Origin of the sequence: Bradyrhizobium sp. YCK136, assembly GCF_044570075.1 — a bacterium.
In the GTDB taxonomy this organism is placed as follows: domain Bacteria; phylum Pseudomonadota; class Alphaproteobacteria; order Rhizobiales; family Xanthobacteraceae; genus Bradyrhizobium; species Bradyrhizobium diazoefficiens.
This window is the reverse complement of record NZ_CP172424.1, coordinates 9155379-9170555: the sequence shown is the minus strand read 5'-3', so window position 1 is coordinate 9170555 and position 15177 is coordinate 9155379. Positions and strand designations below refer to the sequence as shown.

General features: G+C 64.9%; 14 protein-coding genes and 1 pseudogene. 3 read left to right on the top strand and 12 right to left on the bottom strand.

The window, feature by feature from the left end:
* Positions 1–299 precede the first annotated feature (299 nt).
* Complete coding sequence (gene hemA / locus ACFLEY_RS44425; RefSeq protein ID WP_396604446.1) at positions 300–1529, bottom strand: 5-aminolevulinate synthase; 1230 nt, start codon at positions 1527–1529, stop codon at positions 300–302.
* A 270-nt stretch (positions 1530–1799) separates the two neighbouring features.
* On the opposite strand from hemA, the gene aroQ reads away from it, so the two are divergent.
* On the top strand, positions 1800–2243 hold the full coding sequence (gene aroQ / locus ACFLEY_RS44420; protein ID WP_060909342.1) for a type II 3-dehydroquinate dehydratase: 444 nt from the start codon (positions 1800–1802) through the stop codon (positions 2241–2243).
* Positions 2244–2419: 176 nt separating this feature from the next.
* Here aroQ and ACFLEY_RS44415 read toward each other — a convergent pair.
* The 4 genes and pseudogenes from ACFLEY_RS44415 to ACFLEY_RS44400 form a co-directional block, all read right to left on the bottom strand.
* Positions 2420–3480, bottom strand: a pseudogene (locus ACFLEY_RS44415) (MBL fold metallo-hydrolase).
* Positions 3481–3699: 219 nt separating this feature from the next.
* Positions 3700–5853: a methyl-accepting chemotaxis protein gene (locus tag ACFLEY_RS44410; RefSeq protein ID WP_060909341.1), complete on the bottom strand. Its 2154-nt coding sequence runs from the start codon at positions 5851–5853 to the stop codon at positions 3700–3702.
* A 166-nt stretch (positions 5854–6019) separates the two neighbouring features.
* The gene (locus ACFLEY_RS44405; RefSeq protein WP_060909340.1) at positions 6020–6745 is read right to left on the bottom strand and encodes an outer membrane protein; all 726 of its coding nucleotides are present in this window, start codon (positions 6743–6745) and stop codon (positions 6020–6022) included.
* 223 nt (positions 6746–6968) lie between these two features.
* Positions 6969–7289, bottom strand: a complete 321-nt coding sequence (locus ACFLEY_RS44400) for a hypothetical protein (protein ID WP_011084023.1) — start codon at positions 7287–7289, stop codon at positions 6969–6971.
* Positions 7290–7481: 192 nt separating this feature from the next.
* On the opposite strand from ACFLEY_RS44400, the gene ACFLEY_RS44395 reads away from it, so the two are divergent.
* On the top strand, positions 7482–7769 hold the full coding sequence (locus ACFLEY_RS44395; RefSeq protein WP_028173687.1) for a hypothetical protein: 288 nt from the start codon (positions 7482–7484) through the stop codon (positions 7767–7769).
* 19 nt (positions 7770–7788) lie between these two features.
* On the opposite strand, the gene ACFLEY_RS44390 is transcribed toward ACFLEY_RS44395, so the two are convergent.
* The 7 genes from ACFLEY_RS44390 to ACFLEY_RS44360 form a co-directional block, all read right to left on the bottom strand.
* Positions 7789–8301 carry a PaaI family thioesterase gene (locus ACFLEY_RS44390; protein WP_082755634.1) on the bottom strand — a complete coding sequence of 171 codons (513 nt, stop codon included), beginning with the start codon at positions 8299–8301 and terminating at the stop codon, positions 7789–7791.
* Positions 8302–8372: 71 nt separating this feature from the next.
* Positions 8373–8582: a hypothetical protein gene (locus ACFLEY_RS44385; protein ID WP_011084026.1), complete on the bottom strand. Its 210-nt coding sequence runs from the start codon at positions 8580–8582 to the stop codon at positions 8373–8375.
* Positions 8579–8710 carry a hypothetical protein gene (locus tag ACFLEY_RS44380; RefSeq protein ID WP_283823025.1) on the bottom strand — a complete coding sequence of 44 codons (132 nt, stop codon included), beginning with the start codon at positions 8708–8710 and terminating at the stop codon, positions 8579–8581. Before ACFLEY_RS44380 ends, ACFLEY_RS44385 begins: the two co-directional genes overlap by 4 nt.
* A 235-nt stretch (positions 8711–8945) precedes the next feature.
* A complete protein-coding gene (locus tag ACFLEY_RS44375) occupies positions 8946–10565 on the bottom strand; it encodes an ABC transporter ATP-binding protein (RefSeq protein WP_060912766.1) in 1620 nt (539 codons plus the stop codon).
* 2 nt (positions 10566–10567) lie between these two features.
* Entirely contained in the window at positions 10568–11407 is an 840-nt protein-coding gene (locus ACFLEY_RS44370) for an ABC transporter permease (protein ID WP_396604445.1), read from the bottom strand.
* A complete protein-coding gene (locus tag ACFLEY_RS44365) occupies positions 11404–12375 on the bottom strand; it encodes an ABC transporter permease (protein ID WP_011084029.1) in 972 nt (323 codons plus the stop codon). Before ACFLEY_RS44365 ends, ACFLEY_RS44370 begins: the two co-directional genes overlap by 4 nt.
* 199 nt (positions 12376–12574) lie before the next feature.
* On the bottom strand, positions 12575–14125 hold the full coding sequence (locus ACFLEY_RS44360) for an ABC transporter substrate-binding protein (protein WP_011084030.1): 1551 nt from the start codon (positions 14123–14125) through the stop codon (positions 12575–12577).
* A 215-nt stretch (positions 14126–14340) separates the two neighbouring features.
* Between ACFLEY_RS44360 and ACFLEY_RS44355 the strand changes: the two genes are divergently transcribed.
* Positions 14341–15000 (top strand): TetR/AcrR family transcriptional regulator, encoded by a 660-nt coding sequence (locus ACFLEY_RS44355; RefSeq protein WP_011084031.1) that lies wholly within the window; start codon positions 14341–14343, stop codon positions 14998–15000.
* Positions 15001–15177 lie beyond the last annotated feature (177 nt).

The following is a 15177-nucleotide window of genomic DNA, read 5'->3' as shown; positions in this document are numbered from 1 at the left end:
GGGGCGGGAACTGGGGTTGTCGTTAAGCTGGTCGCTTGAGGCCCACCGAGAGAGTCCCCGTGTGGCACCCCCCTCCCTGACCCTCCACCGCAAGGGGGGAGGGAACGGAGAGAGCGTCTATCGCTGCAACAAGGGTGAGACTAGGGACAAGGGCGAGACTAGTGCAGCGTCAGGCAGTCGCGCTCAATCGACGTGAGGCGGGCGCACCTGTTTCGCTCCCTCCCCCCTTGCGGGGGAGGGTCGGGGAGGGGGTAGCTCCGGGGACGGTCCGAGTTGGATTCAAGAAGAGGCGAAGAGGCCTACTCCGCCGCCAGCGACTTTTGCTTGAGCGGCAGGCCGAGGCGGTCCCACACTTGCAACAGGGCTTCGGCGAGTTGATCGATCAGGCCGTCGTCGTGATAGGGCGAGGGCGTGATGCGCAGGCGCTCGGAGCCCTTGGCGACGGTCGGATAGTTGATCGGCTGGATGTAGATGCCGTGCTCTTCGAGCAGGAGGTCGGAGGCCTGCTTGCACTTCTCGGCATCGCCGATGAACAGCGGCACGATGTGGGTGTCGCTCGACATCACCGGGAGACCGGCGGCGTTGAGGATCGCTTTAACCCGGGCGGCGCGGTCCTGGTGGCGCTCGCGCTCCCAGCTCGAGGTCTTCAGGTGCTTGATCGCGGCGGTCGCGGCCGAGCAGATCGCCGGCGGCAGCGCGGTGGTGAAGATGAAGCCCGGCGCATAGGAGCGCACGGCGTCGATGATCTGGCCGTTGGCGGCGATATAGCCGCCGAGGCAACCGAACGCCTTGGCCAGCGTGCCTTCGAGAATGTCGATGCGATGCATGACGCCGTCACGCTCGGCGATGCCGCCGCCGCGCGGGCCGTACATGCCGACCGCGTGGACTTCGTCGACATAGGTCATCGCGTTATATTTCTCGGCGAGATCGCAGATCTTGGCGAGCGGAGCGACGTCGCCGTCCATGGAATAGAGGCTCTCGCAGGCGATCAGCTTCGGCCGGTTTGGGCCGGCAGCCTTCAACAGCGCTTCGAGATCGGCGAGGTCGTCGTGACGGAACACGACGCGCTCGCAGCCGGACTGGCGGATGCCCTCGATCATCGAATTGTGGTTGAGCTCGTCCGACAGGATCAGGCAGTTCGGAATGAGCTTTGCGATGGTCGCGATGCCGGTCTGGTTCGAGACGTAGCCCGAAGTGAACAGCAGCGCGGCTTCCTTGCCGTGGAGATCGGCGAGCTCGGCCTCGAGCTGCACCAGCGGATGGTGCGTGCCGGCGATGTTGCGGGTGCCGCCCGCGCCGGTGCCGACGCGCGTCGCGGTCTCGACCATGGCGCCGACGACCTTCGGATGCTGACCCATGCCGAGATAGTCGTTGGAGCACCAGATCACGACGTCGCGCTTGCCCTTGGGCGAATGCCAGATCGCGTGCGGAAATCGGCCCGCCATGCGTTCGAGATCGGCGAACACGCGGTAGCGCCGCTCAGTGTGGAGGCGATCGAGGGCGGAATTAAAGAACTGGCTGTAATCCATCGGCAAACCTGCAACGGAACCTGACCAAGGGGCGCATCTTCTTAGAGCTTTTCCAGCTCCAATGTCTATGCGCTATCCCACATTTGGCCCTGGAGGGCATTTGGGCAAAATGCCCTATCGTGCGATTTGAAACTTGATCCCGATCAAAGAACTCACCGGCTTGTGTAATGCTGCTTTGCGGTAAGTACCGGGAGGGGCCGACATGGCAGCCTGGGGCTGCCTGGGCTCGGCAACACAATTCAGCAGATTATCATTCGAAAGGACCCTCCCATGAAGCGCGTGATGATCCTCAACGGTCCCAACCTCAACATGCTCGGCATCCGCGAGCCGCACATCTACGGCACCACGACGCTCGCAGAGGTCAATGCGAGCTGCGAGGAAGCCGCCGCGAAGCTCGGGCTCAAGCTCGCCTTCCACCAGTCGAACCATGAAGGCGTGCTGGTCGACCTGATCCAGTCGGCGCGGCAGGACGCCGATGCCGTCATCATCAACCCGGCCGGCCTGTCCTTCACCTCGGTCTCGATCATGGACGCGATCAAGACATTCGAAGGCCCGGTGCTGGAAGTCCACATCTCCAACATCCACGCCCGTGACGAATATCACCGGCACTCCAAGATCTCGTTCGTGGCGACCGGCGTGATCTGCGGGCTGGGGCCGTTCGGCTACATCGCGGCGCTGCACGCGATTGCGAATATGAATATGAATATGAAGTGAAATGCTGCCGCAGCGACGGTCTGCTCCCTCGCTCCGCTTGCGGGGAGAGGGTTGGGGTGAGGGGGAGTCTCCGCACGGACGGTGACAGCCGGACTCGTGGAGAGTCCCCCTCACCCGGAATCCGCGCTACGCGCGAATTCCGGCCTCTCCCCGCAGGCGGGGAGAGGCGAAAAAAATCACGTCGTCCGAAACTGAAGCACGCCGTCCTTGGTCTCCGCCGTCAGCCGGCCCTCGACGATCATGTAGTTGACGTGGGCGACCAGTTCGCCGGCGGCAAAACCCATCTGGTGTTCGTCGAGCACGTGCTTGTTGAACACCACGGGCACCAAGGCGCGCGAGGTCTGCGGCACCTCGCGGCAGGCTTCCGCGATCAGGCGGCAGCGCTCCTCGTGGTGGTCGGCGAGCTGCTTGATGCGGGTCTTGAGCCCGTAGAACGGTACGCCGTGGCCGGGCAGCACCAGCAAATCATAGGGCAGCGTCGTGGTGAGGCTGGCGAGCGAAGCCAGATATTCACCGAGCGAGTTCTGGTCGGGCTCGACCGCCCACACGCTCACATTCGGCGAGATCTTGCTAGCACCTGGTCGGCGGAAAGGAACAGCTTGTCGTCGGCGCAATACAGCATCACCTGGTCGAGCGCGTGGCCGCCGCCGGTGATCACCTTGAAGCGGCGCGTGCCGATCACGACCTCGTCGCCATGCGAGATGCGGCGGTAGGACGGCGGCAGCACCGAGACGCGCTTGAGATAGTCCTGGCCGCGGCCGAGCAGCTTTTCGGTGAGCGACTCGTCCGTGCCGTGGCGGCGGAAGAACAGCCGCTGCGCTTCGCGTCGCTCCTCGGTGCCGCGATTCTGGTGATAGACCGATTGCAGATATTCGACCTGCGACATCACCAGCGGGCAGTTGAACCGCTCGACGATCCACCCCGCAAGCCCGACATGATCGGGGTGGGAGTGAGTGACGATCAGGCGCGTGATGTTGACGCCCTTGAGCGGGCCGTCGAACAGCTTCGTCCAGGCCTCGATCGTCTCCTCGTTGCCGAAGCCGGCGTCGACCATGGCGTAACCGTCGCCGTCGGCGAGCAGGTAGATGTTCACATGGTTGAGGCGGAACGGCAGCTTCAGCCGCGCCCACAATACGCCGGGCTTCACCTCCACGACCTCGTCGGGGCCGGGATGCTGGTCCCAGGGATAACGCAGGGCCTCCGCGGAGGACTGCACGGTGTCGGTCTTCGCGTTCATGCTACCGACTTAAACCCGCCGGGCGCGCCGCGCCGGCCGAAAAAGGACGCGAGGGTGGCTCGCATAGCGGTCATTCCGGGCCGGATTTTTCCGTGACCCGGATGGAGCGCGGCCCAAAAATACCGGTCATTCCGGGGCGCGCGTGAGCGCGAACCCGGAATCTGGAGGTCGTCGCGCGAGATTCCGGGTTCGGCGCTAAGCGCCGCCCCGGAATGACAATCAGGCCGCCCGCATGCTGTTGAGGAACGCGTCGATCTCCCCGCGCAGCAGGTCGGCCTCGCGGCGCAGTGCGTCGGAGGCGCCCAGCACTTCGCTCGCCGCAGCGCCGGCTTCGGCGGAGGCGGTGGAGACGCCGACGATGTTGCTGGAAACCTCGCTGGTGCCGCCGGCGGCATGCTGGATGTTGCGCGCGATCTCGCGGGTCGCCGCGCCCTGTTCCTCGACCGCCGCAGCGATCGTCGTGGTGACGTCGTTGATCTCGCCGATGATCCGGCCGATGCCCTGGATGGCGCCGACCGCCGAAGTCGTCACGTCCTGCATGCTGGCGATCTGGGTGCGGATCTCCTCGGTCGCCTTCGCGGTCTGGCTCGCGAGGCTCTTCACCTCGGAGGCGACCACCGCGAAGCCGCGGCCGGCCTCGCCCGCGCGTGCCGCCTCGATGGTGGCGTTGAGCGCGAGCAGATTGGTCTGCGAGGCGATGGTCTGGATCAAATCGACCACGACGCTGATGCGGCTCGCGCTGTCGGCGAGGCTCTGCACCGTGGCGTCGGTCGCGCCGGCTTCGTCCACGGCCTTCTTGGCGATCCCGGCCGAGGTGACTACCTGGCGGCTGATTTCGGCGATCGAGGACGACAGCTGCTCGGTGCCTGACGACACGGTCTGCACGTTGACCGAGGTCTCTTCGGCCGCGGAGGCGACCGCGTTGACCAGCGCGTTGGACTGGTCGGCGGTCGTCGACATGCTCTGCGCGGTCGATTGCATCGAATTGGCGGACTGCGCCAGATTGTCCAGCGCGGAGCGCACCGTGCTTTCGAATTCGGCGATCTTCGCCTCGATGCGCGCGGCACGCTCGGCCTTGGCGACGCGGTCCTTGTCCTGTTCGCTCGCGAGCGCGCGGGCCTCGACCATGCTATCGCGGAACACGGTCAGCGTGTCGGTCATCGTGCCGATCTCGTCATTGTGCTTGGCACGCGCGATCTCGGTGTCGAGATCGCCGGCCGAGAGCGACTGCATGGCGCGCTGGAGGCCGGTGATCCGGCGCAGGATGTTGCGGCCGACATAGAGCCAGACGAACAGCGCCGAGCCGACCAGCATCAGCGCGCCCAGCGCCAGCATGACCGACGTCGCGAGCGAGATCTCCTGCCGCGCCTGGAAGGTCGACGCGTTGGTTTCCTTCTGCACGCCGTCGACGAGCTGCTGCACGCTGATGCCGAGGCCGACATTGAGCTTGCGGGTCTCGTCCAGGATGGTCTGGCCGTAGTCGATGGAGTCGAGCTCCTTCTCGCGCAGATTGAACACGCCGGTCTTGCCGGTGCCGAGCGCGAGCAGCTTTTCCGCCGTCGCGCGCAGCATCTTGTTGCCCTGATTGTCCGACAGCAGATCGAGGTTCGACCGCAGGCGTCCTTGTGCCGTCTTGAATTCCTTCTGGATGTCATCGAGCTTGTCGCTCGTGTTCGCCGACAGCGCCGCGCTCATGTCGGCGGCTGCGAGATTGCCGCTGGCGACGACGTTGCCGAGCTGGCCGACGGTCTGCGCGGCTTCGGTGGCATCTTCGGCCGACAGGTTGGCCGAGCCGAGAATGGCGTTGACCCGGGTCTGCGCGTCCAGCATTGCCGGACTGGCCGCGCCCACGAAGGCGCCCTGGGCGCTGCGCAGCGCGTCATATTGCTTGTCGTGCAGGGCGGCAATGTCCAGCCGTTCGCGGGCGGCCTTGGCCAGGCTCTGGGCCGCCTCGTTGATGCTCTTCATCGTCTCGCTGAGTCCGGAGACGACGGCCTTGTCGCCGCCGAGCTCGATGATCTCGTTGAGTTTCTGCTGCGTCTGCTCCTGCAATTCCCTGAGCTTCTTGGTGCGCTCGTTCAGGGCGTCCTCGCTTTGAGCCGCAAGCAGGGCAGGTCCCTGTGCCGCAAGGCCCGCGCTCAGGGCCGACAATTGCAGGCTGGCGGCGAGGCGCGGAATGTCCCGCCTGCTCAGTTCTGTCATGCGTCCGCCGAGATTTTGCAGCGCCAGGCCGGCGCCGGCCGCGATCACGAGGCCCATGCCCGCGATCACCGCGAAGGCGGTGAACAGGCTGCCGCGCACGCCCCATGTCGGCATCTTGAAACGAGGTCTCAAACGGCCAAGCAAACGGCCAACGCCCAGACGGATCGCCATCGAACTTCCCCCACGCTCTTGCTTCTGTTTTGTGGCGGGCAGTATCGGCGGGGCCGGTTAAAAAAAATCGCAATTGGTGCAATTGCTTGCGCTGGTTCCGCAGGGCGAAAAAAGAAGGGCCGGCAACGGGGCCGGCCCTTCGTCAGGATAAGGTTTTGCTAACCGATCAGTAGCGCGCGACCGTCGAATTGGCCCAGTTGAAGCGATAGTTGACGCCCGCCTTGAAGGTGTGGTCGTCGGTGGTGAAGTTGCCGGTGCCCGCCAGCGGGCCCGCGGTGAAGTGCGCGTCGCCGAAATTGTAGTACTGGTACTCGGCCTTGGCCGACCAGTTCGGCGCGAACATGTATTCGAGGCCGGCGCCGACGGTGTAGCCGTTGCGATGATCGCCATCGATGATGAAGCCGGTCGGCACGCCGCCGACGGTGACCTTCTCGTTGTTGTCCGAATAGGCGTAGCCGCCCTTCACGTAGAGGAGGCTCGGACCCCAGGTGTAGCCGACGCGGCCGGTGATCGAGCCGAGGCCGCGCTGGTCGTTGGTGTAGGCGACGCCGCCCGGAAACACCGCGCCGACGCTGCCGGAGAGCCAGGAATACTGGCCTTCGACGCCGACCACGAAGTTCGGGTTGAACTGCCAGTCGGCACCGACCTGCACGCCGCCGAGGAAACGGCCGTTGCCGTTGTTGCCGGTGGAGAGGCCGTTGAAATTGTTGTCGCTGGAGAACGCGCCGCCGACATGGGCGCCGAGATAGAATCCCGTCCAGTTGTAGATCGGCGCGACATAGGCCGGCGCGGGCGCCTTGTAGTAGTTGCGGTTGCCGAGATCGGCGCCGACGGCCGGCGCAGCGGCGCCCACCACGAGCAGCGCGACGGTCGCAAACAGAATCTTCTTCATAGTCCAAACTCCAACACTTAGGTCCCCGGCAGGCGCGCTTTCTGCGCCGTCGTTGGTTTTGCAGATAGCTCGCTTTTGACGAAAATGCTGTCACATCCGTGGCACAGCGGCAGCCAACCTAACGTATTGGGCTGCAAATGATTTTCGTGCTTAATGGCGACTTAAGAAATGCTGAAGGAAGGTTTAACGTCGCCACTTCCCGGTAACTTGCGTGCGGCTCTTGTTAACCAAGACGCCGCCGTGCTTCATCGCGCATCTGCGCGCGGAATGCCGCGCGCTTTGCCGGCCGGTCTTCCTCGCGCACGTCGTGGCGATCGAAGATGTCGAACTTCTCCAGGATCGGATAGCGCTCGCTCGCCATCGCGAGCACGCGCAGCACCTTGGTCGCCGACGGCGTCGGGCCGCTGACCTCCCAGCGCCGGATGGTGTCGGCGCCGCCGTTCTCCGGCAATCCGCATAGCCTGGCCATGTCGGCCGCGGTGAGCTTGCGCTCGAGGGCATCGGAAAGGTCGGCGCGGAGTTGCTTCAGTTCGGGGCCGGTCATGTCAATCGCGTTCAGGGGAGCTGCTTATGGCAATGCACTAGCGCTGATTCGGGTCCATCCGAAGGCAGCGAGCGCAGCCCCCGGGCTCCGGTACCTTTGTGTGCGCACGGAGTTATGAACGGAGTGCCCATGGAAATCTTCCGGCGAATGAACAGATGACACAGCGGGGCCCTAGCGATGAAGGGATCAGCCATGACAACCGTCAAACTCGCCATTGCCGCGCTCATCACGACCGGGCTGCTTGCCGCGCCGTTCGCGGCTGAGGCGAAGAAGCACCGCTCGAGCCGATATTACAGCACCAGTGTGGTGGCCCCGGCCTATGGCAGCGCTGGATTGCCGGCGACGCAGGGCAGGCCCGCTTACGGATCGTCCGGACAGACGGTCGGCACGGTCACGGCGCCGTCGATCGGAACGTACAACTGGCCGTCGGTCGGCGTGACCAATTCGGTCCCGACCTGGAGCAATACCAACCCGCGGTGATGAGCGATTGCATCGCCCGTCAGCTCTCCGCGCCGCCCTTCTCAATGCCGAACACAAGGCAGGTCGTCGTCGCGTGCGCGAGCAGCCGGCCCTTCGTATCGGTGATGCGCGCTTCGGCGGCCGCGACGCGGCGGCCGGCGTTCAGCACGCGGCCTTCGGTGCGGATCACGCCGCTGGCCTCGCTCATGCCGCGCACGAACGAAATCTTGAATTCCAGCGTCGTGTAGCCGGTCCCGCTGGGCAGGGTGGTCTGCACCGCCAGCCCCATTGCGGAATCCAGCAATATCGCGGCGTAGCCGCCATGGACCGAGCCGATCGGGTTGTAGTGACGCAGGCCGGGCACGCTATGGATCACGACAATTCCAGGTTCGGCCCTGCAGTCGAACGGCTCGACCGTCTGCATGATCGGCGGTTCGGGCAATTCCCCGGAGAAGATCGCGCGGACAAAATCAAGCCCAGACATCGATGCCATCACGTCGATGGGCACGACACCGTATTCGATGGCCGGTTTGCCGACTTTGTCGTCCACCATCGAGCGCCTCCAGACCTTATGAAATGATATATATCATATAATAAGGGATGGAAAAGAGCCCAGAAGGCGGCTCAGGCGCCCCGGCCGCCCTGTTGCCCGATCACGCAGCGCCATCCCGCGAGGCGCTCGGCCGGATGCTGGTTCATCCATTCGGCAAGCTGCGGCGCGCCCATCATGCAGGACTGCATCGAAACGTCGGCGAAGTCCGACGTGGTGACGATCTGCTCGTGACAATTGGCGGGAGAGGAGAGGCTGCAAAGCACGGCAATGATCTTGATCACGACAGATTTTCCACGTTGCCGCCGCCGACGGCGCGCCCGATCGTGGTCGTGTCGTGCCGCTCGCCGACCGGATCAGCCGGCGGGAAGATGCTGTCGTAGATCGCGCGTGCCTCCTGGATGAGGGGCAATCAAACGCGCTCGGATCTCGAGACGAATTGAATAACCTGGCCCATGTTTGGCTCCGAAGAGTTTGGCGACCATCATCAGATGATGGAAATCATTCCAAACCGATGTGGGGTGCGGCCCGGCGCTTTGCAGCTGTGCGGGTGGTCACGGGGAATAAAAAGCGCGTGACCGCGGCGTTACGACGGATGCGGTTCGATTCGGTCCAATCGTCCGGGGCCGAACCGGATACCGTTCGCCTCACGCCGCCGGCGCGCGCTCCTTCCGCCCCGGCACTGCCGCGAGCAGCTCGCGCGTATAGGCGTGCTCGGGCGCGGCGAACAGCTGCGCGGTCGGCTTCAGCTCGACGATGGCGCCGCGCTGCATCACCGCCATGCGGTCGCAGATCTGGGCGGCGACGCGCAGATCGTGGGTGATGAACAGCATCGAGAGGCCGAGGCGCGTCTTGAGGTCCTCGAGCAGCCGCAAGACTTGCGCCTGCACCGAGACGTCGAGCGCGGAGACGGCCTCGTCGGCGACGATGATCTCGGGCTCGAGCGCGAGCGCGCGCGCGATGCCGATGCGCTGGCGCTGGCCGCCGGAGAATTCGTGCGGATAGCGTTCGAGCGCGCCGGCATCCAGGCCCACCATCTTCAGGAGATCGCGGGCGCGCTCGAAGGCGACCTTCGGATCGATGCCGGCCGCGATCGGGCCGTCGGCGATGATGTGGCCGATCTTGCGGCGCGGATTGAGCGAGGCGAACGGATCCTGGAAGATCATCTGGATGCGATGGCGCTCGGTGCGCAGCGCCTTGCCCGTGAGCGAGGTGAGATCGGTCTCGCCGATCCGCACCGTGCCGCGGTCGGCTTCGATCAGCCGCATCACGAGGCGCGCCACCGACGATTTGCCCGAGCCGGATTCGCCGACGAGGCCGAGCGTCTCGCCCTTGAGGATGTTGAAGTTGACCGCGCGCGCTGCGTCGACGCGGCGGTCCTCGCGAAACCAGCCCCCTGATGTGACGTAGGTCTTGTCCAGCCCGATCACCTCGACGGCCCTGGCCTGGTCGTCGAGGGGCTCGCGCGCCGGCGGATCCATCGACGGCACGGCCGCGAGCAGCGCCTTGGTGTAGTCGTGCTGCGGCTCGTTGAAGACGGTCGCCGCCGGGCCTTCCTCGACCACCTTGCCATGCCGGAGCACCACGACCTGGTCGGCAATGTCGGCGACCACGCCGAAATCATGGGTGATGAACATCACCGCCATGTTGCGGTTGCGCTGGAGGTTGCGGATCAGTTTCAGGATCTGCGCCTGCGTGGTGACGTCGAGCGCGGTGGTCGGCTCGTCCGCGACCAGCACCGCCGGCTCGAGCGCGAGCGCCATCGCGATCATGGCGCGCTGGCGCTGGCCGCCGGAGAGCTGGTGCGGATAGGCGCGCACGATGCGCTCGGGGTCGGGCAGGCCGACCTCGCGTGCCAGCGCCAGCGCTCTTGCGCGCCGCTCCTTCGGCGTGAGCAGGCCGTGGGCCTCGAACATCTCGGCCATCTGGTCGCCGATCCGCATCAAGGGATTGAGCGCGGTCATCGGCTCCTGGAAGATCATCGCGAAGCGGCGCCCGCGCAGATCGCGCCAGCCGTCGTCATCCAGCTTGAGCAGGTCGCGGCCCTCGAACTGGATCTCGCCGGAAGTGACGTTGACCGTATCCGGCAGCAGGCCCATCAGCGCATGCGCGCACATCGACTTGCCGGAGCCGGATTCGCCGACGACGCAGACGATCTTGCCGGGCCGAAGGTCGAGCGAGACGCCGTCGACGGCGAAGGCACGCTCGGCACCCTTGGGCAGTGCGATCTGCAGGTTCTTGATGGAGACGGCGGGCGGGGCGGTCATCATCAGCGTCCCTCCCGCGACAGGCGCGGATTGAGCGCGTCGTTGAGACCTTCGCCGATCAGGTTCAGCCCAAGCACCGAGATCAGGATGGCGACGCCGGGAAACACCGTGATCCACCAGGCCTGGCGGATCACGGTTCGGCCGGCGCCGACCATGTAGCCCCAGGAGATCAGATTGGGATCGCCGAGGCCGAGGAAGGCCAGCGAGGACTCCAGCAGGATCGCGGTCGCCACCATCAGCGAGGCCAGCACGATCACCGGCGACAGCGCATTGGGCAGGATCTCGCGCAGGATGATCCAGGTGTTGCTCCGGCCGGTGACCACGGCGGCCTGGACATATTCGCGCGTGCGCAGCGAAAGCACCTCGCCACGCACGAGGCGGGCGACCGGCGGCCAGCTCACCACCGCGATCGAGGCCACGATCGAATAGATCGAGGGCTGCAGGATCGCGACCAGCACGATCGCCAGCGCGAAGCTCGGAATGGTCTGGAAGAATTCGGTGAAGCGCATCAGGGCGTCGTCGACCTTGCCGCCGAAATAGCCGGCCATGGCGCCGATCGGCACGCCGACGACCAGCGCCACCAGCGTCGAGACGAGGCCGACCAGCAGCGACACGCGTGCGCCAAAGATCATGCCGGCGAACACGTCGCGGCCGAGCGCGTCGGTGCCGAGCGGCACGGCCCCGAGCGTGAACGGCGGCAGGAACGGCCGCTGTACCATGCGCCAGGGCGAGTTCGGGAACAGCATCGGTCCGAACACCGCGATTCCGATCGCAAGCAACAGGATGATCAGGCCGATGACGCCGCTCGGGCTCTTCAGCATCGATTTCCAGAACTGTTTCATGAGGCGAATTCGATGCGCGGATCGACCAGCCGATAGACCAGGTCGGTGATGAGGTTGAAGATCAGGACCATGGCGGAGCAGATCACGAACACGCCGAGCAGGAGGTTGTAGTCCCGCTGCAGCAGCGCGTCGTACATCAGGCGCCCGATGCCGGGCCAGGCGAACACGGTCTCGGTGATGACGGCGCCGCCGATCAGCGTGCCGGAATGCACGCCGGCGAGCGTCACGACGGGCAGCAGCGCGTTGCGCAGCACGTGGCGGCGCTGGATCACGGCGTCGGAGAGGCCCTTGGCGCGCGCGGTCTTGACGAAGTCGAGGCGCTTCACCTCCAGCATCGAGGCGCGTGTCATGCGGGTATAAGTCGCCATGAAGAACAGGCCGAGCGTCATCGCCGGCATGATCAGGTGTTTTGCGACGTCGACCGCGTGGGCAAGGCCGGTGAGGTTGGCGCCGACCGTCTCGTAGCCGAAGCTCGGCAGCCAATCGAAGGTAACCGAGAACAGGAGGATACCCATCAGCGCCACCCAGAAGATCGGCATGGCGTAGAAGATCAGGGCGAACACGGTGATGCCGGTGTCGAGAAAGGTTCCGGCAAAGCGCGCCGCGAAGCTGCCGAACAGGACGCCAAGCATCAGCGAGATCGCGAAAGCGGTCAGCGTCAGCAACAGGGTCGCCGGCAGCCGTTCGAGGATCAGCTTCGACACCGGCGCCTGCTGGCGGAAGGAGAAGCCGAGGTCGAGGGTGACGACGCCCTTGACGTAGATGAACAGCTGCTCGGGCAGCGGCTTGTCGAGGCCGAACTTTTCCCGGAGCTGCTTGACGAAGATCTGGTCGCTGGCGCCGGCCTCGCCCGCCATCACGACCGCGGGATCGCCGGGCGCAAGCCGGATCAGGAAGAAATTGAGGACGACGATCGCGAGCAGGACGATCACGCCCTTCACGACACGCTGAGCGACGAAGGAGAGCATATCTATAACGCAGTGAGATTGAGGTGCGTGTCACCGCGATCACGGTGCACTCCCTCTCCCGCTTGCGGGGGAGGGCAGGGGAGGGGGTGCTTCCGCGGAGGGATTGCCAAGAGGAGAGAACCCTCACCCGCTACGCTCTTCGAGCGTAGCGACCTCTCCCGCAAGCGGGAGAGGTAAGGGGAGTTCGGAGCGCCTGCCATCACTTGTCGAGCCATGCGTCCTTGAAGCCGTCATTGACGCCGATGCCGGTCGTGATCAGATTCTTGACCTTGCAGCGCATGATGGTCGGGAATTGCAGCTCGAGCATCCAGGCCACCGGCACGTCCTCGACCAGGATCTTCTGCGCCTTCTCGTAGATCTCCTTGCGCTTGGAATCCGGGGTCGCGACGGCGCCATCGGCGAACAGCTTGTCGATCTCCGGGTTGGAGTAGCCCTCGACATTGTTGAACACCTGGCCCTTGGCGATGGCGCTGGAGACGTAGTTGCGCCCGACGCCGAGGGCCGGATCGCCGTACTGGTAGAGATAGGTGAAGGCGATGTCGTAGTCCCAGTCGCCGATCTTCTGGTTGCCGCCGGCAACGTCGGTGGCGATGGTCTCGATGTTCATGCCGACGTCCTGGAGATTCTGCTTCACGGCTTCACCCCAGCGCTGCCAGGTCTCGCCATAGGCGAGCGGCAACAGGCGGATCTTCTCGCCCTTGTAGCCGGCTTCCTTCAGCAGCGCCTTGGCCTTGGCCGGATCGTACGGATATTTCGGCACGTCGTCGGTGTAGTATTTGATGGTCGAGGCGGACGGGCCGGTCGCGACCTTGCCGAGCCCGTTCCAGATCACGTCCTTGGCGAAATCGCGGTCGATCGCAAACATGATCGCCTGCCGCACCCGCTTGTCCGCGAGCGGGCCCTGGCGGTTGTTCAGCCATAGCCAGGCCAGCGGCGAGAAGAACTCCCAGCCGGCGCCGGTGACGCAGGTGTCCTTCAGCTTGGACAGCCGCGGCACGTCGAAATTCTCGACCGAGCCGCCGGGCAGCACGTCGACCTTGCCGGTCTCGTACGCCACCGAGCGCGCGGCGGCGTCGGGAATGACCTGCCAGTAGATCTCGTCGAGATAGGGTTTGCCCTTCTCGTGGTAGTTCGGGTTCTTGACCAGGCGGATGAACGAGCCCTTCTGCCACTCCTTGAACATGAAGGGGCCGGTGCCGACCGGGGCGTTGTTGTAGGGGTTGGTCTTCCAGTCGGTGCCGTCATAGAGATGCTTCGGCACCATCGGCATCGAGCCGACCTCGAAGATACCGAGGAACGGGCCGAACGGCTGCTTCAGCGTGAACACCACCGTGTAATCGTCGGGCGCCTCGACCTTGTCGACCTGCCCGAGGTTGTTGCGGGCGCGCGCGTGGGTCTGCTTCAGCATCTCGATCGAGAACAGCACGTCGGCGGCGGTGAAGGGCTTGCCGTCATGCCAGGTGACGCCCTTCTTGAGCTTGAAGGTGTAGGTCTTGGCGTCCTCGCTCACGGTCCAGCTCTCGGCGAGTTCCGGCTGCGGCTCGAGCTTGGGGCTGTAGCGCAGCAGGCCCTCGAAGATGTTGCCGGACACCATCTGGACCGGGCCGTTCTGGACCATCGCAAGCATCAGGCCGGGCGGCTCGGGCTGGATCACGGCATTGATCACACCCCCCGTTTTCGGCTCTTGCGCCAGTGCCGAGGCCGTGAGGCCGCAAGCCAGGAGGAGACCAAGCAACACTCGTTTTGGCATGTCGTATCTTTCTCAAGCGAGGCCAGCCGTAGACGCTTCGCACGTCATGGCGCGCAAAGCTACGGCCGGCCCATCCCAGTCCCCATCCGGTATCGAGGCTCACATAGTCCCATTCGGCGCCGCAAGATGAAAGTCTCGACAGTGTTCGCACAAAAAATGTACAGCGCGTCCTGTTTTCACTTGATTCATTATCCTGTCGTGGAGACAAGTCGGCCATGGACAATGCCACGCGCTCCGAACGGTCCCGCAACGCTGCGCTCGAAGCGGCCATCGCCATCATCGCGCGCGACGGGCCGGGCCGGTTGACGCTCGATGCCATCGCCCGCGAGAGCGGCCTCAGCAAGGGCGGCGTGATGCATCAGTTCCGCACCAAGGAGGCGGTGCTGAAGGCGTTGCTCGAGCGGCAGATGGCGCATTTCGAGGAGTTCTCGATCCGCTATATGGCAAAGGTGAGCGGGACCTCGGCAAATCCCAATCTGGCGACCCAGCTCGCCACGATCCGGGAAGCGGCGACCTCGCCGAATTCTGCCGCGCTGGCCCTGGTTGCGGCCATGGTCGAAAATCCCGACCTGATGGCGCTGCCGCGCGAACTCGAAATGAAGAGGATGGCGGCGATCAAGGAAGAAGCCGCCGATCCCGACCTCGCGATGCTGCGCTGGGCCGGGGCGCTCGGGCTGCTGCTGAGCTCGCTATTCGGCATGTCTCCGCTCAGCAAGGACGAGCACCAGCGACTGTTCGCGCGCCTGCTCGACGACGCACAGTGGACCGGCCTCGGACAGCCCGCCACGACACGCACCAAGTCCGCGGCCAAGTCCACGGCCAAGTCCGGAACGCCATCGGCGGCAAAGGCTCCAACCCCGCGCAAGCGCGCCTGATTCACCGTTAACGAATTCCGACCGGCGCCTGCCCAAATCCGCGCCTGCGGCCAAATGTGCCAGCGCGTCATTTCCGTACTTTACAAACCAGCTGGTCGGTTTTATAAACGGAAACACTGAGACGGCCCAAGGCGTCTGAAATGGCCCCGGACGATGCCTTGGGCCGGCAATGGTGAG

Coding starts and splice junctions, on each gene's coding strand:
- hemA (WP_396604446.1), bottom strand. CDS start 1,529: ATGGATTACAGCCAGTTCTTTAATTCCGCCCTCGATCGCCTCCACACT.
- ACFLEY_RS44395 (WP_028173687.1), top strand. CDS start 7,482: ATGACAACCGTCAAACTCGCCATTGCCGCGCTCATCACGACCGGGCTG.
- aroQ (WP_060909342.1), top strand. CDS start 1,800: ATGAAGCGCGTGATGATCCTCAACGGTCCCAACCTCAACATGCTCGGC.
- ACFLEY_RS44400 (WP_011084023.1), bottom strand. CDS start 7,289: ATGACCGGCCCCGAACTGAAGCAACTCCGCGCCGACCTTTCCGATGCC.
- ACFLEY_RS44360 (WP_011084030.1), bottom strand. CDS start 14,125: ATGCCAAAACGAGTGTTGCTTGGTCTCCTCCTGGCTTGCGGCCTCACG.
- ACFLEY_RS44405 (WP_060909340.1), bottom strand. CDS start 6,745: ATGAAGAAGATTCTGTTTGCGACCGTCGCGCTGCTCGTGGTGGGCGCC.
- ACFLEY_RS44375 (WP_060912766.1), bottom strand. CDS start 10,565: ATGACCGCCCCGCCCGCCGTCTCCATCAAGAACCTGCAGATCGCACTG.
- ACFLEY_RS44370 (WP_396604445.1), bottom strand. CDS start 11,407: ATGAAACAGTTCTGGAAATCGATGCTGAAGAGCCCGAGCGGCGTCATC.
- ACFLEY_RS44390 (WP_082755634.1), bottom strand. CDS start 8,301: ATGGTGGACGACAAAGTCGGCAAACCGGCCATCGAATACGGTGTCGTG.
- ACFLEY_RS44410 (WP_060909341.1), bottom strand. CDS start 5,853: ATGGCGATCCGTCTGGGCGTTGGCCGTTTGCTTGGCCGTTTGAGACCT.
- ACFLEY_RS44355 (WP_011084031.1), top strand. CDS start 14,341: ATGGACAATGCCACGCGCTCCGAACGGTCCCGCAACGCTGCGCTCGAA.
- ACFLEY_RS44365 (WP_011084029.1), bottom strand. CDS start 12,375: ATGCTCTCCTTCGTCGCTCAGCGTGTCGTGAAGGGCGTGATCGTCCTG.